This window comes from uncultured Shimia sp., assembly GCF_947498095.1.
Taxonomy (GTDB): Bacteria; Pseudomonadota; Alphaproteobacteria; order Rhodobacterales; family Rhodobacteraceae; genus Shimia.
Window position 1 is genome coordinate 121,250 of record NZ_CANMJE010000009.1, and the last position, 23,766, is coordinate 145,015.

At 56.8% G+C, this 23,766-nt stretch carries 26 protein-coding genes; 17 read left to right on the forward strand and 9 right to left on the reverse strand.

All coding sequences use genetic code 11. From position 1 onward, the window contains the following. Positions 1-38 precede the first annotated feature (38 nt). The 3 genes from Q0932_RS15510 to Q0932_RS15520 form a co-directional block, all read right to left on the reverse strand. Complete coding sequence (locus tag Q0932_RS15510) at positions 39-755, reverse strand: hypothetical protein (protein ID WP_299355078.1); 717 nt, start codon at positions 753-755, stop codon at positions 39-41. A 69-nt stretch (positions 756-824) separates the two neighbouring features. Then, positions 825-2,045, reverse strand: coding sequence for an MFS transporter (locus Q0932_RS15515; protein ID WP_299355081.1), 1,221 nt, complete (start codon positions 2,043-2,045; stop codon positions 825-827). 63 nt (positions 2,046-2,108) lie between these two features. Next, a complete protein-coding gene (locus Q0932_RS15520; RefSeq protein WP_299355084.1) occupies positions 2,109-3,251 on the reverse strand; it encodes a PLP-dependent aspartate aminotransferase family protein in 1,143 nt (380 codons plus the stop codon). 107 nt (positions 3,252-3,358) lie between these two features. On the opposite strand from Q0932_RS15520, the gene Q0932_RS15525 reads away from it, so the two are divergent. Then, complete coding sequence (locus Q0932_RS15525; RefSeq protein WP_299355087.1) at positions 3,359-3,943, forward strand: rRNA large subunit pseudouridine synthase E; 585 nt, start codon at positions 3,359-3,361, stop codon at positions 3,941-3,943. On the opposite strand, the gene Q0932_RS15530 is transcribed toward Q0932_RS15525, so the two are convergent. From Q0932_RS15530 to Q0932_RS15540, 3 genes are read right to left on the reverse strand one after another with little or no spacing between them, the layout of a single operon-like run. Continuing rightward, positions 3,932-5,644, reverse strand: coding sequence for an adenylate/guanylate cyclase domain-containing protein (locus Q0932_RS15530; RefSeq protein ID WP_299355089.1), 1,713 nt, complete (start codon positions 5,642-5,644; stop codon positions 3,932-3,934). The genes Q0932_RS15525 and Q0932_RS15530 overlap by 12 nt on opposite strands. A 3-nt stretch (positions 5,645-5,647) precedes the next feature. Continuing rightward, the gene (locus Q0932_RS15535) at positions 5,648-5,902 is read right to left on the reverse strand and encodes a PKD domain-containing protein (RefSeq protein ID WP_299355092.1); all 255 of its coding nucleotides are present in this window, start codon (positions 5,900-5,902) and stop codon (positions 5,648-5,650) included. After that, positions 5,887-7,125, reverse strand: coding sequence for a FecR domain-containing protein (locus Q0932_RS15540; protein ID WP_299355095.1), 1,239 nt, complete (start codon positions 7,123-7,125; stop codon positions 5,887-5,889). The genes Q0932_RS15535 and Q0932_RS15540 overlap by 16 nt, the downstream gene beginning before the upstream one ends. Before the next feature lie 494 nt (positions 7,126-7,619). Between Q0932_RS15540 and Q0932_RS15545 the strand changes: the two genes are divergently transcribed. Then, the gene (locus Q0932_RS15545) at positions 7,620-8,429 is read left to right on the forward strand and encodes a division plane positioning ATPase MipZ (RefSeq protein WP_299355098.1); all 810 of its coding nucleotides are present in this window, start codon (positions 7,620-7,622) and stop codon (positions 8,427-8,429) included. Positions 8,430-8,446: 17 nt separating this feature from the next. After that, positions 8,447-9,400 (forward strand): arginase family protein, encoded by a 954-nt coding sequence (locus tag Q0932_RS15550; RefSeq protein WP_299355101.1) that lies wholly within the window; start codon positions 8,447-8,449, stop codon positions 9,398-9,400. A gap of 15 nt (positions 9,401-9,415) precedes the next feature. Here the strand turns inward: Q0932_RS15550 and Q0932_RS15555 are convergent, their stop codons facing one another. Beyond that, positions 9,416-9,955 (reverse strand): cytochrome b, encoded by a 540-nt coding sequence (locus Q0932_RS15555; protein ID WP_299355104.1) that lies wholly within the window; start codon positions 9,953-9,955, stop codon positions 9,416-9,418. 38 nt (positions 9,956-9,993) lie between these two features. Beyond that, positions 9,994-10,431, reverse strand: a complete 438-nt coding sequence (locus Q0932_RS15560; protein WP_299355107.1) for a MarR family transcriptional regulator — start codon at positions 10,429-10,431, stop codon at positions 9,994-9,996. 78 nt (positions 10,432-10,509) lie between these two features. Between Q0932_RS15560 and hmgA the strand changes: the two genes are divergently transcribed. The 14 genes from hmgA to Q0932_RS15630 all read left to right on the forward strand — a co-directional run bounded on the left by hmgA (position 10,510) and on the right by Q0932_RS15630 (position 23,167). Next, the gene (gene hmgA, locus Q0932_RS15565) at positions 10,510-11,871 is read left to right on the forward strand and encodes a homogentisate 1,2-dioxygenase (protein ID WP_299355110.1); all 1,362 of its coding nucleotides are present in this window, start codon (positions 10,510-10,512) and stop codon (positions 11,869-11,871) included. A 12-nt stretch (positions 11,872-11,883) separates the two neighbouring features. Next, on the forward strand, positions 11,884-13,140 hold the full coding sequence (fahA, locus tag Q0932_RS15570; RefSeq protein WP_299355112.1) for a fumarylacetoacetase: 1,257 nt from the start codon (positions 11,884-11,886) through the stop codon (positions 13,138-13,140). Between the two features lie 12 nt (positions 13,141-13,152). After that, entirely contained in the window at positions 13,153-14,103 is a 951-nt protein-coding gene (locus Q0932_RS15575) for an MBL fold metallo-hydrolase (protein WP_299355114.1), read from the forward strand. 128 nt (positions 14,104-14,231) lie between these two features. Next, entirely contained in the window at positions 14,232-15,845 is a 1,614-nt protein-coding gene (locus Q0932_RS15580) for an FAD-dependent oxidoreductase (RefSeq protein ID WP_299355117.1), read from the forward strand. Positions 15,846-15,850: 5 nt separating this feature from the next. After that, positions 15,851-16,051 (forward strand): DUF2783 domain-containing protein, encoded by a 201-nt coding sequence (locus tag Q0932_RS15585; RefSeq protein WP_299355120.1) that lies wholly within the window; start codon positions 15,851-15,853, stop codon positions 16,049-16,051. 5 nt (positions 16,052-16,056) lie between these two features. Continuing rightward, positions 16,057-16,602: a VOC family protein gene (locus Q0932_RS15590; protein ID WP_299355123.1), complete on the forward strand. Its 546-nt coding sequence runs from the start codon at positions 16,057-16,059 to the stop codon at positions 16,600-16,602. A gap of 75 nt (positions 16,603-16,677) precedes the next feature. Further along, complete coding sequence (gene maiA / locus Q0932_RS15595; protein ID WP_299355126.1) at positions 16,678-17,316, forward strand: maleylacetoacetate isomerase; 639 nt, start codon at positions 16,678-16,680, stop codon at positions 17,314-17,316. Between the two features lie 243 nt (positions 17,317-17,559). Continuing rightward, positions 17,560-18,762, forward strand: a complete 1,203-nt coding sequence (gene pcaF, locus Q0932_RS15600; RefSeq protein ID WP_299355129.1) for a 3-oxoadipyl-CoA thiolase — start codon at positions 17,560-17,562, stop codon at positions 18,760-18,762. 15 nt (positions 18,763-18,777) lie between these two features. Then, on the forward strand, positions 18,778-19,770 hold the full coding sequence (gene paaA, locus Q0932_RS15605; RefSeq protein WP_299355132.1) for a 1,2-phenylacetyl-CoA epoxidase subunit PaaA: 993 nt from the start codon (positions 18,778-18,780) through the stop codon (positions 19,768-19,770). Positions 19,771-19,791: 21 nt separating this feature from the next. After that, positions 19,792-20,076, forward strand: coding sequence for a 1,2-phenylacetyl-CoA epoxidase subunit PaaB (gene paaB / locus Q0932_RS15610; RefSeq protein WP_299355134.1), 285 nt, complete (start codon positions 19,792-19,794; stop codon positions 20,074-20,076). After that, positions 20,076-20,840, forward strand: coding sequence for a 1,2-phenylacetyl-CoA epoxidase subunit PaaC (gene paaC / locus Q0932_RS15615; protein ID WP_299355136.1), 765 nt, complete (start codon positions 20,076-20,078; stop codon positions 20,838-20,840). The genes paaB and paaC overlap by 1 nt, the downstream gene beginning before the upstream one ends. A gap of 5 nt (positions 20,841-20,845) precedes the next feature. Then, positions 20,846-21,307 (forward strand): 1,2-phenylacetyl-CoA epoxidase subunit PaaD, encoded by a 462-nt coding sequence (gene paaD / locus Q0932_RS15620; protein ID WP_299355140.1) that lies wholly within the window; start codon positions 20,846-20,848, stop codon positions 21,305-21,307. 12 nt (positions 21,308-21,319) lie between these two features. Next, on the forward strand, positions 21,320-22,396 hold the full coding sequence (locus tag Q0932_RS15625; protein ID WP_299355142.1) for a 2Fe-2S iron-sulfur cluster-binding protein: 1,077 nt from the start codon (positions 21,320-21,322) through the stop codon (positions 22,394-22,396). A gap of 12 nt (positions 22,397-22,408) precedes the next feature. Further along, a complete protein-coding gene (locus Q0932_RS15630; RefSeq protein WP_299355145.1) occupies positions 22,409-23,167 on the forward strand; it encodes a Phenylacetic acid catabolic protein in 759 nt (252 codons plus the stop codon). Positions 23,168-23,194: 27 nt separating this feature from the next. Here the strand turns inward: Q0932_RS15630 and Q0932_RS15635 are convergent, their stop codons facing one another. Next, positions 23,195-23,731, reverse strand: a complete 537-nt coding sequence (locus tag Q0932_RS15635) for a MarR family transcriptional regulator (RefSeq protein ID WP_299355148.1) — start codon at positions 23,729-23,731, stop codon at positions 23,195-23,197. Positions 23,732-23,766 lie beyond the last annotated feature (35 nt).

Sequence of the window (23,766 nt, forward strand, 5' to 3'; positions counted from 1 at the left end):
CGCTCCAATCCAGGGCGGCGTTTTTCTTTGCGGCGCGCTTAGTCGCTACTTGTAAAGAACGCGATCGTTGGCTGAATCGATCGAAACTCACGCTTTTTCTTAAATTTCTTTGACAACGGCGACAGCAAAGCGGCCAGCGGCCTAAGACGTTTCGCCCGAGCAACAGCGTGTTGCCAGTTCCCGGTGGTGTCGGCTGCTCGGTACGCCTCTCTAGCGGCCAAGACTTCGGGGCCAACACCTCCCGTTTGAGCAATCGTGTTAAAAAAGAAGATCAGGATATCAAGGCCATAGCAGCGACCGTCTTCAGTTCCGGGCCGTGTGCGATCAAGGTCGATAAAGGTGATGCACCCATCTTCCCAGCAGATGTCTCTAAGGGCTGGGCGACCGTGGCAATATCCAGCGCTGTGCAGACGTGCCAAAGCGGTTGCCCCATCTGACAAAGCCCTGTGAAACACTTCAGGGGTGTCGATCGTATGCATTCTGACGCGATTCAGATTGGTCCCCGCATCCGCGATGACGAAGAACCCATCTCCGGAATCTAACAACTCTGGAATTGGCAATCCTTTGCCCTGGAGGGCGATATAGGTGGCTTTTTCGCGTTCAAACCCCTTGGCCGGATCCCCTTTGCGTAACCGCAAGGACAAAGACAAAGTCTCAGGCTCTTTACGCCACCCAACTCGGCCATCGACCTCGACTTGCCCTATCCGGTCGAATTGCTTGTTTTTTGCACCGTTGGTCTGGGAGGTTTGTGTCATCTCTTTGAGCGCCTGATCCTGAAGTTGACGGACCCTACACCGACCAACAACAGGGATAAAGCCGCATGCTTAGCCCATGGCTGGGGTCGCATGTCCAGTTTTGGGACGGCTTTGCATCAGGATGATCAACACAATGCCTATGTTGAGAAAGTTCCACGCAATGCCATTCAGAAAGGCCCACTGGTAACTGCCTGTCACGTCGTAAATCCATCCTGACATCCAACCACCCAGCGCCATTCCCAAGATGGTGGCCATCATCACCAGCCCCACCCGCGCACCGGCTTCTTTTGCGGGCATGTATTCGCGCACAATCACGGCATAGGCTGGCACAATTCCACCCTGGGACAATCCAAAGATCAGGCTCACAACATAGAGCGGCACAAGCCCGTCAAATGGCAGGTAAAGGAACAAGGCCAGACACTGCAGGGCTCCTCCGATCAACAGCGTAATCAACCCACCCAACCGGTCCGAAAGCGCCCCTGAGATCAACCGCGAAACAACGCCGCCCAAAAGCATCAACGACAGCATCTCGGCTCCAACGACAGGGCCATATCCAAGATCCACGCAGAACGACACGATATGCACCTGAGGCATGGACATGGCGACGCAACATCCGACGCCCGCAACAAATAGCATCACCTGCAATGCACGTGGCGAAAAGCCGGTGCTGTAGCTCTTAATACGCGCACCGGGCGCTGGCTCAGCGTCAAGCGGTGCGCGGCGGCGCAGGGTCATGGCCAGTGGGATCACCACTACCACTGTGATTGCGGCCAGCACCAAATAGACCGCACGCCAGCCATAGGACGTGAGAACACCGCTCAGCAGAATTGGCCAAATGGCGCCAGACAGATAGTTCCCACTGGCGGCAACCGCGACGGCAATGCCACGCCGTTTGTGAAACCAAAGAGAGATGTCTGCAATGAGCGGCCCAAAACCCGCTGCCGTGCCAAAACCTAACGCCAAATGCACCAGAGAGATCACATTGACGTTGTTGCTAAAGGCCGCGGCGACATAGCTTGCCCCCGCCAAAAGCGCCGCCCCAATCAGCGCATAGGTCACGCCAAACCTGTCAATTGCGCGACCAATCAATAGATTGCCCAGCGCAAACCCCACCATTGTCAAAGTGTAAGGCATTGAGGCGTCTGCACGGTCTATGCCGAACTCGGCTTGCACAGAGGGCATCACAACGATCACGGCCCACATACCAACGTTCACGATCAGCGCGATGGCAAGGGTTATTCCAAGACGGATCCAGGAATACCGGCTGTCTAAGGGACTTTCGTGTTGCATTCGCTCACGCTAATGCGCCCGCGGCACCCTGTATAGCTGAATTGACGGGTTGAGATTGATTGCTTATTGCCCCAGCGCCTGTGCCAGATCGGCGATCAGGTCGCCGGCATCTTCGATGCCAACGGAAATGCGCAGCAAGCCCTCTGGGATACCCGAATTCGGCTCGATCGTGGCGCGATGTTCTACAAGACTTTCTACGCCTCCCAACGATGTTGCACGATGAAACAGGTTCAGGCGTCCTGCTGCTGCCAATGCCGCATCGCGCCCGCCACGCACCACAAAAGACATGAGGAACCCATAGCCGCCCTGCATCTGCCTTTTTGCCGTCTCGTGACCTGCATGGCCCGCGAGGCCGGGGTAGAGCACCGTTTCGACGCGTAGATGATCCTCAAGAAACGCGGCAATCTCAGTGGCATTGGCACACATCTGTCTGACACGCAGCGGTAACGTTCGCATGCCCCGCAACAAGAGCCATGCCTCAAACGGGCCCATGACTGCGCCGGCGGTGGCGCGATCTTCGGCAATGGCTTGCCAGGTTTCAGTGTCTTCTCGGGTGACCAGCACACCGCCCAGAACATCTGAATGCCCATTAATTGCCTTGGTGGCCGAATGCATGACGATATCCGCGCCCAAGCTCAACGGTTGGCTCAGAATGGCAGTCGCTGCAGTGCTGTCAACAACAAGCAATGCCCCAGACGCGTGCGCCGCTTGTGCGGCTGCTGCGATGTCCGTGATTTTCAGCCAGGGATTAGAAGGGGTCTCAATCCAGACGATCTGTGTCGGCGCCGCAGCACATGCACTTTCCAGAGCCTTTGAATCCGACGCATCCACCTCGCACAGTTTTACTGCCCGACGCTCACAGAAATCGCGAATCCATCTGGTTGTGCCCCAGTAAATGCCCGACTGCACAACAACACGTCCGCCGTTCGGGACCGTACGGAACAGCGCCGCAATCGCTGCCATGCCGGTAGGAAACAAGAGCGCGCCGTTGCCCCCTTCCAGCCCGGCCAGAACCGCCTCGGCCTGACGCACCGCATCGTTGTGGTCGCGCGCATAGGTGTTGGCGGGGTTCAACGGTGCGTAATCGCGGTCACGTGCAAAGGTGGTCGAAGGTTGAATCGGTGGCACAACCCCCCCGCTTTGGGCATCAATGACGCCACCGGCCTGTGCGGCCAATGTCGCTGGGTGCATGTCTTTGGGGTCCATATGCGCCACTCCTCGTTCAGGGGTCTGCCTATCTGCCGCCAAAGTACGATGACTTGCAAGGCCCTGCCTGCGCGCCTATTCAAGAGGCACTTCATACCGGAGAGCCCATGAGCCGCACGATCCTGTTCAACAAGCCCTATGATGTGCTGTCTCAATTCACCGACAAAGGTACCGAAGGCAGCACTCGCCGGACCCTTTCGGACTTTATTGACGTTCCCAAAGTCTATTCGGCGGGACGGCTGGATCGTGACAGCGAGGGGCTCTTGGTGCTCACCAGCGATGGGCGGCTTCAGCAACAGATTGCCAACCCCAAAAACAAATGGCCCAAGACATATTGGGTACAAATCGAGGGCACGCCGTCAGAAGACGCCATCTCTCGTTTACGCAAAGGCGTTGAACTAAAGGATGGAATGACCCGCCCGGCAGGTGTTGACCGCATGGATGAACCCGACTGGCTGTGGCCACGCACGCCGCCCATTCGGGTACGCAAATCCATTCCAGACAGTTGGTTGCGGCTGACCATCAAGGAAGGACGCAATCGACAGGTTCGTCGTATGACCGCCGCTGTGGGGCATCCGACCCTACGCTTGATCCGTTATGCGGTCGGAGACTGGACCATCGACGGGTTGCTCAGTGGTCAGTGGAATGATGCGCCTTTGCATCGCTTACCGGGCAAACCGTCAGCTCGGTGATGCTGAATAGATCGGCACTGGCTCTGCAATGCCTTTGAGTGTCACCGCAGGCAATTCTGTCAGGACGATACCTTCTGATCCATCCACAGCTTTGCGTGTTGCCTCTTCGATCAGAATCTGACCACCTCTCGCCTTGCTGCACAGCCGCGCCGCGAGGTTCACGGTTGAGCCGAGCACCGTGTAATCCATGCGGTCGCGTGCACCCATGGCGCCCAGAACCGCATCGCCCGAGGCAATGCCAATACCAACCTCAAGTGCGCCGCCTGTCTGAGAGCCCATTGTCTCCGCCAGAGCTTGCTCGATCTCAACGGCACATAATGTGGCCCGGTGTTCTTTGTTGTCGCCGGTGAACATCGCCATCAATTCATCGCCGACGAATTTGTCGATATCACCACCATGCTCTTCGACGATCCCGGCCTGCACCTCGAACAATCTGTTCAGAACCTCGATCACTTCTTCCGGCGAAACGGTTTCGGAACAGGCGGTATAGCCACGAATATGGCTGAACAGCATGGTCACCGCACGCCGTTCACCACCGCGAGAAATCCCCTCGCTGCCTTGCGCCTGAATGGCTGTGATGGTTTCCTGGCTGACAAACTTCATCAGCTCCAGCCTCTCACCCAGTTCCCCCGCCATGACGTTGACCCGTTTGGCCAGATCGCCGATCTCATCGCGAGACCGGACGTTTTGAACGCGCGCCGCAAACTCTCCCTGGCCGATTTGTTCTGCGACCCGCCCGATCTTGAGAATGGGGCTTGTCAGGCCCCGCGAAAAAATTAGCGCGGCAGCAGACGCGGCGGCGAACCCCAATGCACCAACCAAGAGGATACGTTGCATCATTTGGTCGACCACAGCATAGGCGTCTGCTTCGGAAAGCTCGCTAATCACGGCCCAAGGGAACCAATCCGGAAACGCATAAGCCCCGAGCATTATCGTACCATTGGCGCGCGAATAGCTTTCCAGTGCGTCAGCCCGAGCGCCGGCCACGATCAAAGGCATGGCAGACGCCACGATTGAACGGTCGGCAACGACCTGTACATCGTCGACCAATGCAAGCCGCCCGGCGTGATCTACAACTGTGATTTGTCCGCGTTGGTGAAACGGATGGCGTTCCACACGCTCACGCAGCGTTCCGAGATCAATTTTTGCGGCGAGCGTCAATTGCCGTCCGGCAATGCGACTTTCCATCGGCAGGGTAAGCGTCGCGACCCAATCCCCGGTTTCTTCAACACGTGATATGATCGGTCGCCCGAACTGACCTGTTCCTTCGATGTTGGCGACCAATTCCGGTGCTGTAGTCAGCACGGCGATGGGGTCCAATCCTGCCGCCTCAAGGCGTTGGCTAAAGGCCTGATCGGTCACCATCAACGGCAACGCCGCGCCTTCGACACTCAGTTTCAAGGCCACGACATCCGGCATTTGCTCCATCCCTTCGGTCAGGAGTGAAACCTTTTGCGAGACATCGAGTTGTGGGTTGTCCACGCCGGATCGAATGACAGACAGAGGCACCAACCAGAGCCCTTGGTAAAGGGCGTCGAATTCACCGCTTACTTGTCCGGCAACACCGGTCAAATCCTCGTTAACCGCACTTTTCAACTCATCACGCGCGATCCGAATGAGGTTGTCACCCACCAAGGCCAATGGCACCACGGCCACCAGCGCGGCAAAGATGAAGAATTTAAGCGTAAGTGGGAAACGCATGCTCTAGTTATCACGCGCAGTGGCGGTAACGGTTGTCGTGTCTTCCGCCACACCACATACCAGTCCGGTTGTATCACGGGCGGTCACTGTGACCGTGTACTCACCAGCCGTGGCATAGCGGTGCCGAACAATCGCACCTGTGGCATTGGTCTGATCTCCGAAATCCCATGAAAGGCGAACGCCGTGGCCATCAGGGTCCTGTGACCCACTGGCGTCAAAACGCAGCACATCGTGCACCGCACCTAACGGCGTCTGCAAGGCCGGTCCGGCGTCAGGTTCTCTGGAGTGAACCCTGTCGACGTCAGACCCCATTCTGAGGCCAACATGCGATTGAAACTGGAATCACCCGCAACTTCTAACCGATAGCCCGCAGCGTCCGGAAAGATCTCCCAAGCAAGGTCGACTGAGGTTCCATAAACCTCATCTTTGTCCAACGGTGCAATGAGTAACGCGCGATCCAGTGCTTCGGTCTTTGCCGTGCTGCCATCAGACATAATCACCACACCTTCGTCCAAGCCCAGTGAGACCTGTTGGCCGCCGGCCAGAATATCGAGGGATTCTGCGTCGAAATTCACAAATCGCGCACTGTCGATGTCATTCTTGATCCAGAAATCATTGGATTCCGTGGTGGTCTTGATGCCCGGAACATCAATTTCAAAGCTGTCCTGATCCGAAAGCTGATTCAATAACGCGTAAAAGTCGCCGCTGGCCAAGCTGACTTTGGTGACTTCCTTGCCGGTCAAAGGATCAGATCGCATCCTCTGAATGGTCGCATTCGAATTTGGGTTCAACCGCAAGCGACTAAGATCGCGAAATGTGACTTGCGTGGTTGAGTTCGACAAGGTGCGCAGGCGCTCAAACTCAACCAGGACGTCATCCAAAGTCTGGTCAGACCACGCAGCCTCGGTGGGGTCACGCCCTTCGACCTGACCCTGAATGTCGGTAATCAACGCTTCTGCCGCACGGTCCCGTTGTTCCAGAGAGATTTCAAAGGCTTCATTTGCCTGGACCGTAGCGACATCCGAAAACTCCACGACGTCGCGCCATTCGCCCTCTCCGCGCCGATCCACCGCTACTTCGCGATTCTCAATGGCGGTCCCGATTTCCTGCGGTGCAAACAACCTCGCGCCCTCGGCAGTGGCCTGCTGAATCGCATCCAGCGACGTCGACAGGGCATCATCGGCCAACCGCACTTGCGTTACGGGCATCCGAACGATTGTGCCGGGCTTCAGGTCAGCCGGCGACGCAACGTTGTTGATTTTTAGAACCGTGGGCCAAAGGTCCGGGTCATCTAGGTGGCGGGCCACGAAGTCTCTGAGCGTTTCTGCGCTTGGGTATTCGACTAATTCATAAGGTGCATCAAGACCATCGGTCTCGGCCGACACAAACCCGGCGCCCCCGAGCACAAAAGCTGGGAACAGCACACCCGCAAAGTAGAAAACGGCGCGGGGGAACAGGGTCCTGTACGCCAGGCCAATCACGCCCTAACTCCTAAAAATTGTTTAAAGATAACTCGGAAACAACTCCGTTATCGTTGGATAATTTACCGAAAAGACAAGAAAATTGAACGATTTCACGGCATTCGACATTAAAAGATGCGGGAAACTGTTATGTTTTACGCATCGTTTCTTCCCCAATTGACCCACTGTTCATGAATTGCGAACAATGATGTCCTTGCAAGAGATTGTGGGCTGAATCGCGACATCGCGCTTATGGCAGAAGAAACGATTGCGCACCTATTGCCATTTTTCCGGCGGTCCTTTGAGCGACAGGTCAACGAGCCAGACAACGGCGGGGTTACTCTGCAAAAGGGGCAGAAATGTCGCAATTTCATTGTGCAACCAACACAAATCCTTGCGAGTGCATTGGTGCCGCTTCCCCTCTTGCCAGCCTCAACATATAGTGCGCATAAACCCGCCAGCGCGCCACAGAGCGCAGGCAATCAGACCAGATGGGCGAGTGGAGAGTTAGGGCAATGGCGCATATCATCGTTGTAGGAAACGAAAAGGGTGGCGCGGGCAAATCAACCATGTCCATGCACATTGCGACCGCATTGGCACGAATGGGCCACAAGGTCAGCGCCTTGGACCTGGATCTGCGGCAGAAGACTTTTGGACGGTACGTCGACAATCGACGGTCGTTTCTGGCTGAGGCGGGGCAGTCGCTCCCCAGCCCGGAATATCATGAATTGCCAGAAATTGACCCTGCCACCCTGAAACCCGGCGAGAATATCTATGACCATCGTCTGTCAGCCGCCGTGGCAACGCTTGAGTCGGACAGCGACTTTATCCTGATCGATTGCCCTGGCTCGCACACACGACTAAGCCAGGTAGCCCATTCGCTGGCAGATACCCTTGTGACGCCACTGAATGACAGTTTCGTGGATTTCGATCTTTTAGCGCACACGGATCCTCATGGCGAAAAAATCCTCGGGCCATCAGTTTATTCCGAAATGGTTTGGAATGCCCGCCAATTGCGTGCGCAGGCGGGCCTGAAGCCGATTGACTGGGTGGTATTGCGCAACCGCATGGGCGCACAGCAGATGGTCAACAAGGAAAAGATGGGCAAAGCCCTGGACAATCTCGCGCGGCGCATCGGGTTCCGTGTGGCACCCGGTTTCAACGAGCGGGTCATCTTCCGTGAGCTGTTCCCACGTGGCCTGACGTTGCTTGACCTGCGCGACATCGGCGTGAAGCAATTGAACATCTCGAATGTTGCAGCACGGCAAGAGTTGCGTGACCTCTTGAAGGCGCTGAACTTACCCGGGGTCGAGGTGAACTTCTGATCCCATAGTGAGGTATCATGAACGACAAACCTGATCTGGCCGCATTGTTTGGGGCGACAAAGACCGACACCTTTCTGGGTCTTGAAAAGTGCGAAAATCTGGAAGCTTTGTCGGCACCGGTTGCGCTGATCAGTGCCTTGGGTGCGACGCCCTATGGGTCCGTTGGCGCCTATTGCAGAAACGCCCCGGATGCTTTGCGCAAAGCTACAGGCGCACTGGCATCCAACATTGACCGGCACAATTTCGACCTTGGTGGACCAACTTTTCCAACACAGGTCACGCGTGCCGTCGACTGTGGAAACCTGCCCTTTGACGATCAGGATTTTGCGATCAACCGCGATACAATCCACAACGCGATCTCAACCATTCTGACTAAAAGTGCGGTGCCTGTTCTAATAGGCGGCGACGATTCCGTACCGATCCCAATGCTTGAGGCTCTTGGGACGACGGGCGATCACTACACGGTCCTGCAGCTTGATGCGCATATCGATTGGCGCCAAGAGCACATGGGAGAGGATATGGGCCTTTCATCAACGATGCGACGTGCCTCTGAGATGGATCATATCGAGCGAATTATTCAGGTCGGTGCGCGCAGCATTGGTTCGGGGCATTCAGACGATCTGGCTGATGCCGTAGCATGGGGTGCCCAGTTTGTTCCGGCGCATGACCTCCACCGAGACGGTGTGCAGGCCGTTCTGGATTTGATTCCTGCTGGTTCGAATGTGGTCATTTGCTTGGATGTCGACGTTTTAGACCCTTCCATCGTGCCCGGTGTCATTGGGCGGGCACCCGGAGGGTTGAGCTATTTCCAATGTCTCGACTTGATCCGCGGCACAGCCAACAAGGCACGCATCGCCGCCATCGACTTTGTCGAATACATGCCCGAGGCCGATATTGGCGACCTCGGGGCTTTGACCGTTTCGCGGCTGATCGCGAGCACATTGGGACTGTTGGCGCGGCAGGCGACCTAGCCCCTCAGTTTTTGGTCAGGCACGGCCCAACATGCGTTTCAGCGTGTCGTCCCGATCTATGTAGTGGTGCTTGATCGCCCCAAGGACATGCAAGACCAGCGCCAGAATGGTCATTTTGGCAAAGACGCCATGCATCCCCATGAAAGCATCAGAAAGCCCTTTGGTCGGCTCCATGGCGCTGGCGATCGTAAAAAGTCCAAAGACATCAATATCGCGCCCGCCGAAATACGACCCAAGCACTCCTGTCAAAGGCATGGCAATCACCGAAATCAGCAGCACCCAATGCACGACTTTAGCCAAAGTTGACTGCCATTTCGGCATTGCGGTGGTTTCTTCCAAAAACCCCTGTATCAACCTATACCCGACCCGCCAAACGCCGTAGATCAGCACCACCACGCCAACCGCCTTGTGAATACCGATCAAAGCGCCCTTTTCCGGGCCGCGCGGTACGAACTCATGCAGATAAACACCAAACACCAACATGGCGACCATTGCGGCAGCCACCAACCAATGGTTCAAGCGTGACAGACCATCCCAGTTCAGTCCGGATGCCATTTCAAAATCTCCTTTTGCTAATTGAAACGCAGCGGCAATCAATCAATTCCAGCCAGTCGTTTAAGCATCATACGCAACAGCCGAACTTCTCCGTCGGTAAATTTGCGACTGATGTCCGCGTCATAGCGTTTTGCCACATCGCGCAGGTCCCGATAAGCTGCCTCACCCGCGGGTGTCAGCGTCAAAAACTCCTGTCGACGATCATCCTGCGAGCGCTCCCGCACAACGAATCGCTTTTCAACGAGCTTGGTGACAGCACGTGAAATCTTGGTCTTGTGAATTTTCGCACGGACCACAATATCGGTGGCCGTCATCTTTCCGAAGGCGCCCAAGTGAAACACGACCCGCCACTCAGTACGCAGCATTCCGTATTTGTTTTTATAGAGTTGCGTGAAAGCAAGACTGCTTTCTTCTGCCGCCTGATTGAGCAGATACGGCAAAAACACCTGTAGATCGAAGTCATCATTTTTCGGCATTTCACGTCTCCTTTGCCTTGTTAGTTACAAAAAGAACTATTACCAAAGCAACTAAATTCGAAACTGGAGCGCGCGAAAATGACAAAACATACTGTTCCGACCCGAATGCAAATGGCCCCCTCTATGGCAGGCCCGCATGAGGGCTATATGCCCGGATTTGGCAACGACTATGAATCCGAGGCTCTTCCCGGTGCCCTGCCGCAAGGCATGAACTCACCTCAGAAATGCAACTATGGCCTCTATGGCGAGCAACTGTCAGGCACGGCCTTTACAGCACCCAGCCATCAGAATGAGCGGACGTGGTGCTATCGTATTCGCCCTTCGGTGAAGCATTCCCATCGCTATGAAAAGATCGATGTACCGCATTGGAAATCGGCCCCGAATGTCGACCCTGATGTGACCAGCCTTGGCCAATACCGCTGGGACCCAGTGCCGCATACGGACGAGGCACTGACATGGGTTACGGGTATGCGCACCATGACAACAGCTGGTGACGTGAACACCCAGGTCGGCATGGCGACGCACATCTACCTGGTGACTGAGTCGATGGAAGACGACTATTTCTTCTCTGCAGATTCCGAGTTGCTGGTGGTGCCGCAAGAAGGTGTCCTACGGTTCTCGACCGAATTGGGGGTCATCGACCTTGAGCCGAAAGAAATCGCCATTATCCCGCGTGGCCTGCTTTATCGTGTGGAAGTGCTCGAAGGCCCGGCGCGCGGTTTTGTCTGCGAAAACTACGGCCAGAAGTTCGAGCTGCCTGGCCGCGGGCCAATTGGCGCCAACTGCATGGCCAACCCGCGTGACTTCAAAGCACCTGTGGCGGCTTTTGAAGATCGCGAAGTTCCTTCGACCGTGACCGTGAAATGGTGTGGTCAGTTCCACAAAACACAGATCGGTCAATCACCTTTGGACGTGGTCGCCTGGCACGGCAACTATGCACCGGTGAAGTACGACCTGCGCACCTATTGCCCGGTCGGCGCGATCCTGTTTGACCACCCGGACCCCTCTATCTTTACCGTACTGACAGCTCCTTCGGGCCAGCCGGGTACCGCGAACATCGACTTTGTCCTGTTCCGTGAGCGCTGGATGGTTGCCGAAGACACATTCCGTCCGCCGTGGTATCATAAGAACATCATGTCCGAACTGATGGGCAACATCTATGGACAGTACGACGCCAAACCTCAGGGGTTCATCCCGGGCGGCATGTCACTGCACAATATGATGCTGCCACATGGACCGGACAAGAATGCGTTTGAGGGTGCGTCGAATTCGAACCTCGGCCCGGACAAGCTGGACAACACCATGTCCTTCATGTTCGAAACACGCTTCCCGCAACATCTGACCGCATTTGCCGCAGATGAAGCACCGCTACAGGATGATTACATTGATTGCTGGACCGACATCGAAAAGAAATTCGATGGCACTCCGGGCAAGAAGTAAGGAAAAGCAAAGATGCCTTTGATGAAAAGCTGGGTGGCTTCGGCCAATGATGCGAACCACCCTTTCCCGCTGAACAACCTGCCATATGGTGTGTTCTCGACCGACGGAACCGAAGAACGCTGCGGCGTTGCCATCGGTGACATGATCCTTGATATGGCCGCCGCGGAAGAGACCGGGCTGATTACCATTTCAGAGATCGCTGTGTTTGACGCGCCTTATTGGAACGAGTTCATGGATCTTGGCAGCGATGCCTGGGCCGAGCTGCGCGCTCGCCTGATCGAAGTTCTGAAAGAAGGCAGCGCGGATCAAGCCAAGGCCGAGCCCTTGCTGGTTGCGATGGCGGACGCCGAGATGCACATGCCGCTGGTCGTGCCGGAATACACCGACTTTTATGCTGGTCGTCACCATGCGACGAATGTTGGCACCATGTTCCGCGGCGCCGAAAACGCGTTGCCGCCGAACTGGCTGCACATTCCGATCGGATATAATGGCCGAGCATCGTCTGTGATTGTGTCGGGCACAGATGTCCGCCGTCCATGGGGTCAGCTGAAATCGCCTGACCACGACATACCCGCCTTTTTGCCCTGCCGCCGGTTCGATATTGAACTTGAAATGGGTGCGATCGTAGGCACGTCTTCCGATGGCCCAATTACCGTGCAAGAAGCTGACGACAACATCTTTGGCTACGTCTTGCTGAACGACTGGTCCGCGCGTGACATCCAAGCGTGGGAATACCAGCCGCTGGGCCCGTTCCAAGCCAAAGCGACAGCAACTTCCATCAGCCCTTGGATCGTGACCAAGGACGCGTTGGAACCTTTCCGCACCGATACACCAGAGCGCGAGTTCGAACTGCTCGACCACATCAAAGACTGCGGGCCGATGCTCTATGACATCGACCTCGAAGTCACTATGGCCCCCGACGGCAAGGACGCTACGACCATCGCGCGCACCAACTATAATGAGATGTACTACTCGGCGGCGCAGCAACTGGCGCATCACACCACGGCAGGCTCGCCAATGAACGTTGGCGATCTCCTCGGGTCGGGCACCATCTCTGGCCCCGAAAAAGAAAACCGCGGCTCGCTGCTGGAGCTGAGCTGGGGTGGCAAAGAGCCGATGACACTCGAAACCGGTGAGACCCGCTCGTTCATCGAAGATGGCGATACATTGATCCTCAAAGGCAACGCCAAGGGCGACGGCTATACCATCGGCTTCGGCGATTGTGTTGGCACCGTTATCGCCGCACTTGATGACCCCTACAAACGCTAAGGAAACGACAAAATGGCAAAAGCATTCGCGTCCCAAGGGGACATGACTGAAAAGACAATCACCTTTGATGAAATCGGTGAAGGCCTTTATGCCTTTACCGCTGAGGGTGACCCGAACTCGGGTGTCATCATCGGTGATGACAGTGTCATGATCGTTGAAGCGCAGGCCACGCCGCGTTTGGCCAACAAGGTGATCGACTGCGTGCGTTCGGTGACCGACAAACCGATCACTCACGTCGTACTGACCCACTATCACGCTGTGCGCGTGTTGGGTGCATCAGCGTTCAACGCCCAGCAAGTCATCATGTCCAACACCGCCTATAACATGGTGCTGGAGCGTGGTCAGGAAGACTGGGACAGCGAGTTTCAACGCTTTCCACGTCTGTTCGAAGGCCACGAGTCGATCCCCGGCCTGACGTTCCCGACCACGACGTTTACCGATGAGATGACCGTGTTCCTTGGCAAGCGTCGCGTGAACATCAAACAGATCGGCCGTGCCCACACCGCCGGTGATGCTGTGATCCACGTGCCGGACCAGAACGTTATGTTCACCGGCGACATCGTCGAAGACCATTCGGCCTGTTACTGCGGTGACGGTCACTTTGCCGACTGGGGCCAGACGCTGGACAACATCAAAGCCTACGACGTGGACGCCATTGCGCCCGGCCGTGGCGGCGCGCTTGTTGGCAAAGACGCTGTGGAACGCGCCATCGAAAGCACACGCGACTTTGTTCAAAGCACCTATCTGCCCGCGGCCCGTGTAGCCGCCCGCGGTGGTTCGCTGAAAGAAGCATGGGACGCTGTGCGCGAGAGCTGTGATCCGAAATTCGCGGACTATGCGATCTATGAGCACTGCCTGCCCTTCAACGTTGCCCGCGCCTATGACGAAGCACGCGGCATCGCACACCCCCGCATCTGGACCGCTCAGCGCGATCTGGACATGTGGGCAGCCCTACAGGGCTAACCCCACAAAAGCGCGTTTGATCCAGATCGTGTGACGCGCACCGGGGACATGAGACACTAAACGCAATCGTTCCGGCGCACTCGCGCCGGGGCACAGGAGAGATTTGCCCATTTTAGGGAGGAGACCCAATGAACAAGATCTTCGAAATCCCCCTCTACGCCTATGAGCGTAGCCCGGATCAGGATGCCGACACACCCGTCCGCCGCAAGGTGGTTGTGGTGGGTGCTGGCCCTATCGGCCTGGGGGCCGCCATCGACTTTGCCCAACAAGGCATTGAAGTCGTCGTTTTGGACGACAACGACAAGGTCAGCTTCGGCTCACGCGCCGTGTGCTATGCCAAGAGGCCGCTGGAAATTCTGGATCGCTTGGGTTGTGGCAAGCCCATGGTCGACAAGGGCGTCGAATGGAACATCGGCAAGGTGTTCTTTGACGAACGCCAAGTTTACCAATTCGACCTTCTGCCAGAAGACGGTCACGAATTCCCCGCCTTTATCAACCTGCAGCAATACTATTTCGAAGAGTACATGGTGAACCGTGTCCGCGAATTGCAGGCCGCAGGCGCCCCAATCGAAATCCGAGGCAACAACAAAGTTTTGAAAGTCGAAGAAAAGGGCGACCACGCCGCCATTCTCGTCGACACGCCAGAAGGCCAATACGACCTCGAAGCCGAATGGCTGATTGCCTGTGACGGCGCCACATCGCCCATCCGCGGTATGATGGGCCTGGACTTTGTAGGTCGGATCTTTGAAGACAACTTCCTGATTGCTGACGTGATTATGGATGCTGAGTTCCCGACGGAACGTTGGTTCTGGTTCGACCCGCCCTTTAACAAAGGCCAGTCGGCACTGCTGCACAAGCAACCTGATGGTGTTTGGCGCATCGACCTGCAGTTGGGTTGGGACATCGACAAGGAAGAAGAGAAGAAACCCGAGAATGTCATCCCGCGTCTCAAGGCGATGCTGGGCGACGATGTCGAATTCGAGCTTGAGTGGGTGTCGATCTATACCTTCCAATGTCGCCGTATGGAGACTTTCCGCAAGGGTCGCGTGCTGTTCGCTGGCGACGCCGCCCACCAAGTCTCGCCGTTCGGTGCCCGTGGTGCAAACTCGGGTCTTCAGGATACCGACAACCTCGTGTGGAAGATGAAGTTGATCTTTGACGGGATTGCCGACGAGTCGTTGCTTGATAGCTACGACTACGAACGTATCTACGGCGCCGATGAGAACATCATGAACTCGTCCCGCTCGACTGACTTCATCACACCGAAATCGGACATGAGCCGTGTACTGCGGGATGCGGTTCTCGACCTGTCGGAAGTTCATGAATTTGCCCGTCCACTGGTGAATTCAGGACGTCTGTCGGTGCCTTGCACTTATGATGGTTCGCCGCTCAACTCGGCAGACGCGCTGCTTGACGGCCCCGCGCGGACCCGTCCCGGCAGCCCCTGCCCCGACGTACCACTGGGCGACGACTTCCTGCTGCCAAAACTGGGCGACAAGTTCACACTGCTGACAATCGACGCAGAGGCGCCTGAATCCATTGAGGAAAGCGGAGTCACCGTGACCCGCCTGGCGCTATCGACCAAAAACGATCCGACGCAAATGCTGAAAGAGCGGTTCCTGGGCGACGCCGAAAGCGGAGTCTACCTGATCCGTCCTGACCAGCACGTTGCGGCACGCCGTCCGAGCTTTGACGAAAATCTGATCCGCGCCGCGATCCGCCGCGCTATCGGCAAGGAGTAAACCCAATGTCTGATCTCACTCTGGCCCCGAACATTGCTGGCGCTGATGATTTCTACGCCGAACTGTTGGCTACCCATGAAGGTCTGTCAAAATCGGACAGCGATGCATTGAATGCCCGCTTGGTTCTGGTTTTGGCCAATCACATCGGTGACCGCGCAATCCTGACACAGGCGTTGGCCGCTGCCGCGCTTAAATCCGAGGAGTAATTTCCATGAAAATCGAACAAATCCACCACGTCGCCTATCGTTGTAAAGACGCCAAAGAAACCGTTGAATGGTACGGCAAAATGCTGAACATGGACTTTGTCCTGGCGATTGCCGAGGATCACGTGCCGTCCACGCACGAGCCTGATCCTTACATGCACCTGTTCCTGGATGCCGGAAACGGCAATGTTCTGGCCTTCTTTGAGCTGCCGACCAAACCAGAAATGGGCCGGGATCCAAACACGCCAATCTGGGTTCAACACATTGCTTTCAAAGTCAAAGATCGCGAGACCCTGATCGAATTCAAAGAACATCTTGAGCGTGAGGGTGTCGAAGTTCTGGGGGTTACCGACCACTCGATCTTCCACTCGATCTACTTCTTCGATCCCAATGGACACCGTGTTGAACTGGCCTGCCCCGATCCAGAGGAAGAAGCCATGCTGAAGCGTATGGACGAGGTGAAATGGGACATGCTGAACGAATGGTCTGTCACCAAGAAAGCCCCTCAGCACGCGGCATGGCTGCACGCCAAAGAACTCGACAAGAACGCTTAACATCGCAAGTGAACTGTTGTAAGACTAAGAAACCGGCCTTTCGGGGCCGGTTTTTTTTGACCAGCAAGGCAAGATATGACCGAGACGACCCTCTACGACTACTGGCGCTCATCGGCGAGCTATCGGGTGCGGATAGCCCTGAACCTCGCCGGGATCGACTATCGTGCTGTCTCAGTGGACCTGGTCAAAGGAGATCACAAGTCGGAAGAGCACATCGCGCGGAACCCTCAAGGGTTGGTGCCGGTGCTGGAGATTGACGGTCACAGCTTTACACAATCGCTGGCCATTCTGGATTACCTAAACGAAACCAGAAACTTGAACCTACTCCCTGAGGATCCTGCCAAGGCCGCAAAGCTGCGCGCGCTGGCTCACTCCGTGGCAGTAGATGTGCATCCAGTCTGCAATCTGGGGGTGGTAGCCCATGTGTCAAAGCTGGTGCCGGATCACCCCGAGGCCAAGGTCGATTGGATGAAACACTTCATCTCAACCGGACTGCGGGCCTTTGAAGGAATGCTGGCGGAATTTGCACAAGATCCGTTCTGCAGTGGCGCGGCCCCGACACTGGCCGACATCTGCCTGATGCCGCAGCTATACAATGCGCACCGCTGGGGCGTGGATTTCTCAGATTGCCCCCGCATTCAAAGCATCGAGGCAGCTTGCGCCCAGCACCCAGCCTTTGCGGCAGCCTACCCGGACGCGGTCAAACCGTCCTGACGGCCACCTTTTCCTAAGATTTGAACGAGCGGCTCATACCACGCGGTTTGATCGCTTTGTACAATTGTTTTTGCCAATGGGGCGTTTGTACAAACGTGCAACTCCGGTTTTGAGACCTTTTGTTACCAAATTTTTCAATTTAGTGAATTTGTGTAACATTTCTCTTGCATCGAATCGCAAGCTGACTTATCCCGACCATGCGGTCGGCTAATCCCGGCGATGAACAGGACAAAGGTAACACCCATGGACGCATTCATCTGCGACGCGACGCGGACCCCGATCGGGCGATATGGCGGCGCGCTTTCTTCGATCAGAACAGACGATCTGGCAGCCCTGCCCATTGCCGCGCTGATCGAGCGCAATCCGCAGGTCAACTGGGCCAGCATCGACGACGTGATCTATGGCGACGCCAATCAGGCGGGCGAAAGCAACCGCAACGTGGCGCGCATGGCAGCCCTTCTCGCAGGCCTGCCTATCGACGTTCCTGGCACCACTGTGAACCGCCTTTGTGCCAGCGGCATGGACGCCGTAGGCATGGCGAGCCGCGGGATCAAGGCCGGAGACTATGACATGGCCATCGCCGGCGGTGTGGAAAGCATGAGCCGCGCACCGTTTGTGATGCCGAAAGCCGCCAGCGCTTTTACCCGCGCCAATGCGGTTTATGACACCACCATCGGCTGGCGTTTCGTGAACAAGAAAATGCACGAAATGTACGGCACGGATTCGATGCCGCAAACGGCGGACAACGTGGCCGAAGATTACAATATCAATCGGGCCGATCAGGATGCCTTTGCCGCGAACAGCCAGGCCCGTTGGGCGGCTGCGCATGAGGCGGGCATTTTCAAGGACGAGATCACCCCGGTCAGCGTACCGCAGCGCAAGGGCGATCCGATTGTGGTCGACACTGATGAGCATCCCCGCCCCGGCACCAGCGCTGAAAAGCTGGGGGGCCTCAAGGGTGTGAATGGACCGGACAAGACCGTGACTGCGGGCAACGCGTCCGGCGTCAACGATGGAGCCGCCGCAATCTTGATGGCCAGTGAAGCCGCTGCGGCCAAAAACGGTCTCAAGCCGATGGCCCGCGTGGTGGGCATGTCAGTTGCCGGTGTGGCACCGCGCGTCATGGGCATTGGCCCGGTGCCTGCCAGCCAAAAGGTCCTCGCACGGGCGGGTCTGAGCATCGACCAGATGGATGTGATAGAATTGAACGAGGCTTTTGCGAGCCAAGGGTTGGCAACGCTGCGCGCGCTTGGCGTGGCGGATGATGCCCCCCATGTAAATCCTAATGGTGGCGCCATTGCCATCGGTCACCCGCTGGGCATGTCCGGCGCGCGGCTGGTGCTGACCGCCGCTTATCAATTGCAACGCACCGGTGGGCGCTATGCGCTCTGCACCATGTGCGTCGGAGTTGGACAGGGCGCTGCCCTGATCCTTGAACGTGTGTAAGGGAGGAGCCCTAAAATGTATGCACAGATGATCAAGACCGCGTCCGCGGGCGTCAAATCTCGCGAAGAGATGACGGACCAAGAGCGTGAGTTTCAGGACAAGATCGACAACGACATCAAGATCGAGCCGCGCGACTGGATGCCAGACGATTATCGCCGCACGCTGATCCGTCAAATCGGCCAGCACGCGCACTCGGAAGTCGTGGGTCAGCTGCCCGAAGGAAACTGGATCACCCGCGCCCCAACACTGGAGCGCAAGGCGATCCTGTTGGCTAAGGTGCAGGATGAGGCAGGCCATGGTCTGTATCTTTACTCTGCCGCTGAAACGCTGGGCGAGAGCCGCGATGAGCTGGTGCGCCTGTTGCATGAGGGTCGGATGAAGTATTCGTCGATCTTTAACTACCCGACGCTGAACTGGGCGGATATTGGTGCAGTGGGCTGGCTGGTCGATGGCGCGGCCATCGTGAACCAGGTGGCGTTGCAGCGGACCTCTTATGGCCCCTATAGCCGCGCGATGATCCGCATCTGTAAAGAAGAGAGCTTTCACGCACGTCAGGGCTATCACGCGATCATGAAAATGGCCTTTGGCACGCCTGAGCAGACGCGTCAGGCCCAAAGCGCCGTCGACCGTCTGTGGTTCCCGGCGATCATGATGTTTGGACCCACCGACGCGGACTCGACCAACTCGGATCAGTCGATGGCCTGGAAAATCAAGGTCAAGTCGAACGACGAGTTGCGCCAGCAATTCGTGGATCAGACGGTGCCGCAGATCGAGTACCTTGGGTTGGATCTGCCGGACCCGAACATCAAGTGGAACGAAGAACGCGGCCACTATGATTTCAGCGATCCCGATTGGTCGGAATTCTTCAATGTCATCAAAGGTAATGGCCCCTGCAACGTCGACCGGATGAAAGATCGTGTCGCGGCATGGGACGATGGCGAATGGGTCCGTGATGGCCTGTTGGCACATGCTCAGAAAAAAGCCGCTGCCAAAGTTGCAGCCGAATAAATCTCGAGGAGGAATGAGATTATGAAAAACGAATGGCCCCTCTGGGAAATCTTTATCCGTGGTCAACATGGCATGAGCCACCGTCACGTCGGAAGTCTGCACGCACCAGACGCCGAAATGGCGATCAAAAACGCCCGCGATGTCTACACCCGCCGCAACGAAGGTGTGTCGATCTGGGTTGTCGAAGCCAAGCACATTTCGGCCACAGCGCCGGGCGACAAAGGCCCGCTGTTTGAGCCGTCGGAATCGAAGATCTACCGTCACCCGACTTTCTTCGACATCCCCGAAGAAGTGGGGAGCATGTAATGTCTGTCGATAAACAACAGCTTTTGCAGTTCCTGCTGCGTCAGGGGGACAACACCCTGGTGCTCGGGCACCGCGTCTCGGAATGGTGTGGGCACTCGCCCATTCTGGAAGAGGATATCGCGCTGGCCAACACCGCGCTGGACCTGATTGGCCAGACGCAGATGTGGCTGGGCTATGCCGCCGAAGTTCAGGGCGAAGGCAAAACCGCCGATGATTTGGCCTTCTTGCGCGACGCCTGGGATTTCCGCAATGTGCTCTTGGTCGAGATGCCGAACGGCGACTTTGGTCAAACCTTGCTGCGCCAGTTCCTGTTTGACGCCTTTCAGTCGGTTCTGATGGGCCGGTTGATGAAGTCTTCGGACGAGCAAGTGGCAGCAATCGCGGCCAAGGCTTCGAAAGAGATTGCCTATCATGTTGAGCGCTCGGCGGACACCGTCGTTGGGCTGGGTGATGGCACCGAGGAAAGCCACGACCGTATGCAGGCGGCGCTTGAGTATCTCTGGCCTTATGCCGGCGAGATGTTTGAGAGCGACGACACCGATGCCGCGATGGCGGCGGCTGGGGTTGCACCCGATCCGGCAGGTTTGCGCGAAGAGTACGACGCGCTGATTGGCAAGGTTTTAGGCGAAGCAACGCTGACCATTCCCGACAGCCGCTACAACCACAAAGGCGGGCGTAACGGGGCGATGCATACTGAGCATCTGGGGCATCTGCTCACTTCGATGCAGTGGCTGCAGCGTGCCTATCCTGGCTGCGAGTGGTAACCACCATGACGTCTGCTTCAGTGGAACAGGTCTGGGAATGGCTGGAAACCATTCCCGATCCCGAAATCCCCGTGATCACCATTGTCGATCTCGGCATCATCCGGAACGTGGAGTTGCATGATGAGACCTGTGTGGTCTCGGTGACGCCCACTTATTCGGGCTGCCCGGCGACTTCGATGATTAACATGGATATCGAGACCAAGCTGCGCGATTGCGGGCTCGACAAGATCGAGATTAAGCAACAGCTGGCCCCGGCCTGGACCACGGACTGGATGACGGACAAGGCGCGCGATGCCTTGGAAAAATACGGGATCGCCCCACCGCAACCAGCGGGCGGCCCAAAACGGTGCCCCCGCTGTGGCGGCGACCATCTCGAAAAGCTGAGCCAATTCGGCTCAACCCCATGCAAGGCACAATGGCGCTGTCAGGACTGTCTTGAACCATTTGAATATTTCAAGTGCATCTAGGGAGGAACCTAAATGGCACGTTTCCAGGATCTGGAAGTCACTGACGTCCACAAGACCATTCGCGACGCCGTTGTCGTCACTCTTAAGCCCGTCAATGGCGCCGCTGAGGAATTTGATTTTACCCAAGGCCAGTACCTGACCTTTCGCCGCGACTTTGACGGCGACGAGTTGCGCCGATCTTATTCGATCTGCGCAGGCAAGGACGACGGCATTCTGCAAGTTGGCATCAAGCGCGTTGATGGCGGTGCATTTTCAACCTGGGCCAATGAAGACCTAAAGGTTGGCGACACGTTGCAGGCGATGTCCCCGATGGGCGGGTTCTTCACGCCGCTCGATGCAGCCAATGATAAGACATATCTTGGCTTTGCCGGGGGTTCAGGCATCACGCCGGTCCTGTCGATTATCAAGACCACATTAACGCGCGAGCCGCAGTCGTCGTTCACGCTGATCTATGCCAACAAGGGCGTGAACACGATCATGTTCCGCGAAGAGCTTGAAGATCTGAAGAACACCTATATGGGCCGGTTCAACGTGATCCACGTGCTGGAAACCGACGCGCAAGAAATCGATCTGTTCACAGGGCTGGTCACCGAAGAAAAATGCGCTGAGCTGTTCAAGACCGGCTGGATCGACATTGAAAGCGTTGATACCGCGTTCATCTGTGGCCCCGAGCCGATGATGCTGGGCATTGCCGCCGCATTGCGCACGGCAGGTCTGAACGACGGGCAAATCAAGTTCGAACTGTTTGCCTCGGGCCAACCGGGTTGTGCGAAGAAGCCTGCCGTATCCAAGGATGCCGCATCCGGCACCAATCAGGCGACCGCCGCAATCACGCTGGATGGGGCAACACAGACGGTCGAGATGGCCAAGGACGTGACCATTCTGGATGCTGCACTGGGCAACAAGATGGACGCCCCGTTTGCCTGCAAGGCCGGAGTTTGTTCGACATGCCGCTGCCGTGTTCTGGAGGGCGAGGTCGACATGGTGGCAAACCACGCGCTTGAGGATTACGAAGTTGAAAAGGGCTATGTTCTGTCGTGCCAGTCCTACCCCGTCACCGACAACGTCGTTGTCGATTATGACCAATAAGGAGGTCTGATCATGGCCGAAGATATGAGCATTGAAAGCTATCTCGCCGCAGGTGGCGTTCTGACCAACCCAACCAATGTGTCAGCTCGGTACCGCGCAGAACTGATGAAGCTGATGACCACCTTCGTGGATTCAGAGCTGGCCGGGGCTGCGGGCTTTGCCGACGTGATCAACGCCGGACCAGGCATCAAGGAGCGCATCGCCGCTGCCAAGATCGTGCTGGAAAAGACAGACAATGCCGACAAGGTGTTGAAAATCATGGGTGAATTTGGTGTCGACGGAGATCGTTACGCCAACCATCACCCCTGGACCGCACGCCTGGCGCGCGACGCCGATATCGGCGCGAGCCGGACCGAACAGGACATGCGCCTGGCGGTGTTCAACTACCCGCTGCAGGGCTGGGCCGACGCGGTGGTGATGAACCTGCTGATGGGGCGTGCCGTGGCTGTACAAATGGCCGAGTTTTCGATGGTGAGCTATCAACCGCTGGCCGAAGCCTTCCGCGCGATCGCCCCAGTAGAAGCGCGCCATGCAGAATTGGCAGAAGAGGGTGTGGCAAAACTGGCGGAAGCCGGTGACAACAGCGCCCTACAAGCAAGTGTCGACTATTGGTGGCCTCGTGTTGCGGCCTCTTTCGGTTCAGGAGAGTCAGCCAAGGCCGACAGTCTTAAGGCGATGGGCCTGCGCAAGACGCCCAACGCTGAGTTAAAGACCCGCTGGGAAGCCGAAACCAAGGCTGTCCTGGATAAGCTGGGCCTGCAAGCCAAGTAAAAGGTGGGTCGGACAAGACTGTCCGACTTACGAAGCCTCTTTCGCCATTGCGGGAGAGGCTTTTTGCTGGTCTTCAATCTTGTTGACGGTGCGCAACAGAACCTTGGAAAGCTGGTGAATTTGTTGAGCGTTCAGCGCCTGTTCCAGAAGTATTCGATCGTGCGCTGACACTGCCTCCATTGCGGTTTCTGCCTGAAGCTTGCCGTTGGGGGTGAGTTGTAGATAGCGACTGCGCTTGTCATCGGGATTGTCGACGCGGCGCACCAATTCCCCCTGCTCCAACTGCTTGATCACCTTGGTCATACCGCCCGTGGTGATCAGGATGGCATCGGCCAGTGCTGTCGGCGTCATGATCCAAGGCTCTGGCTGTCCCCTTAGCGTGATCAGTGCCTCAAAGGCTGACGGGCTCAGGCCGTGCTCTGTCAGCAGCTCTCGGGTGCTCTCGACGACAAGATCATTCAACCGGATCAGACCCAGCATAACGCGCGTTTCCGGACGATCAAATTCAGGCCAATTGTCTGAGAAGTCCTGCAGCGTTGCGCTGAGTGTCGGTTTCTCGGTCATATCGAAGACCCTTCCCGCTTGAGTGGTGACACAGA

Coding starts and splice junctions, on each gene's coding strand:
- Q0932_RS15510 (WP_299355078.1), bottom strand. CDS start 755: ATGACACAAACCTCCCAGACCAACGGTGCAAAAAACAAGCAATTCGAC.
- Q0932_RS15515 (WP_299355081.1), bottom strand. CDS start 2,045: ATGCAACACGAAAGTCCCTTAGACAGCCGGTATTCCTGGATCCGTCTT.
- Q0932_RS15520 (WP_299355084.1), bottom strand. CDS start 3,251: ATGGACCCCAAAGACATGCACCCAGCGACATTGGCCGCACAGGCCGGT.
- Q0932_RS15525 (WP_299355087.1), top strand. CDS start 3,359: ATGAGCCGCACGATCCTGTTCAACAAGCCCTATGATGTGCTGTCTCAA.
- Q0932_RS15530 (WP_299355089.1), bottom strand. CDS start 5,644: ATGCGTTTCCCACTTACGCTTAAATTCTTCATCTTTGCCGCGCTGGTG.
- Q0932_RS15545 (WP_299355098.1), top strand. CDS start 7,620: ATGGCGCATATCATCGTTGTAGGAAACGAAAAGGGTGGCGCGGGCAAA.
- Q0932_RS15550 (WP_299355101.1), top strand. CDS start 8,447: ATGAACGACAAACCTGATCTGGCCGCATTGTTTGGGGCGACAAAGACC.
- Q0932_RS15555 (WP_299355104.1), bottom strand. CDS start 9,955: ATGGCATCCGGACTGAACTGGGATGGTCTGTCACGCTTGAACCATTGG.
- Q0932_RS15560 (WP_299355107.1), bottom strand. CDS start 10,431: ATGCCGAAAAATGATGACTTCGATCTACAGGTGTTTTTGCCGTATCTG.
- hmgA (WP_299355110.1), top strand. CDS start 10,510: ATGACAAAACATACTGTTCCGACCCGAATGCAAATGGCCCCCTCTATG.
- fahA (WP_299355112.1), top strand. CDS start 11,884: ATGCCTTTGATGAAAAGCTGGGTGGCTTCGGCCAATGATGCGAACCAC.
- Q0932_RS15575 (WP_299355114.1), top strand. CDS start 13,153: ATGGCAAAAGCATTCGCGTCCCAAGGGGACATGACTGAAAAGACAATC.
- Q0932_RS15580 (WP_299355117.1), top strand. CDS start 14,232: ATGAACAAGATCTTCGAAATCCCCCTCTACGCCTATGAGCGTAGCCCG.
- Q0932_RS15585 (WP_299355120.1), top strand. CDS start 15,851: ATGTCTGATCTCACTCTGGCCCCGAACATTGCTGGCGCTGATGATTTC.
- Q0932_RS15590 (WP_299355123.1), top strand. CDS start 16,057: ATGAAAATCGAACAAATCCACCACGTCGCCTATCGTTGTAAAGACGCC.
- maiA (WP_299355126.1), top strand. CDS start 16,678: ATGACCGAGACGACCCTCTACGACTACTGGCGCTCATCGGCGAGCTAT.
- pcaF (WP_299355129.1), top strand. CDS start 17,560: ATGGACGCATTCATCTGCGACGCGACGCGGACCCCGATCGGGCGATAT.
- paaA (WP_299355132.1), top strand. CDS start 18,778: ATGTATGCACAGATGATCAAGACCGCGTCCGCGGGCGTCAAATCTCGC.
- paaB (WP_299355134.1), top strand. CDS start 19,792: ATGAAAAACGAATGGCCCCTCTGGGAAATCTTTATCCGTGGTCAACAT.
- paaC (WP_299355136.1), top strand. CDS start 20,076: ATGTCTGTCGATAAACAACAGCTTTTGCAGTTCCTGCTGCGTCAGGGG.
- paaD (WP_299355140.1), top strand. CDS start 20,846: ATGACGTCTGCTTCAGTGGAACAGGTCTGGGAATGGCTGGAAACCATT.
- Q0932_RS15625 (WP_299355142.1), top strand. CDS start 21,320: ATGGCACGTTTCCAGGATCTGGAAGTCACTGACGTCCACAAGACCATT.
- Q0932_RS15630 (WP_299355145.1), top strand. CDS start 22,409: ATGGCCGAAGATATGAGCATTGAAAGCTATCTCGCCGCAGGTGGCGTT.
- Q0932_RS15635 (WP_299355148.1), bottom strand. CDS start 23,731: ATGACCGAGAAACCGACACTCAGCGCAACGCTGCAGGACTTCTCAGAC.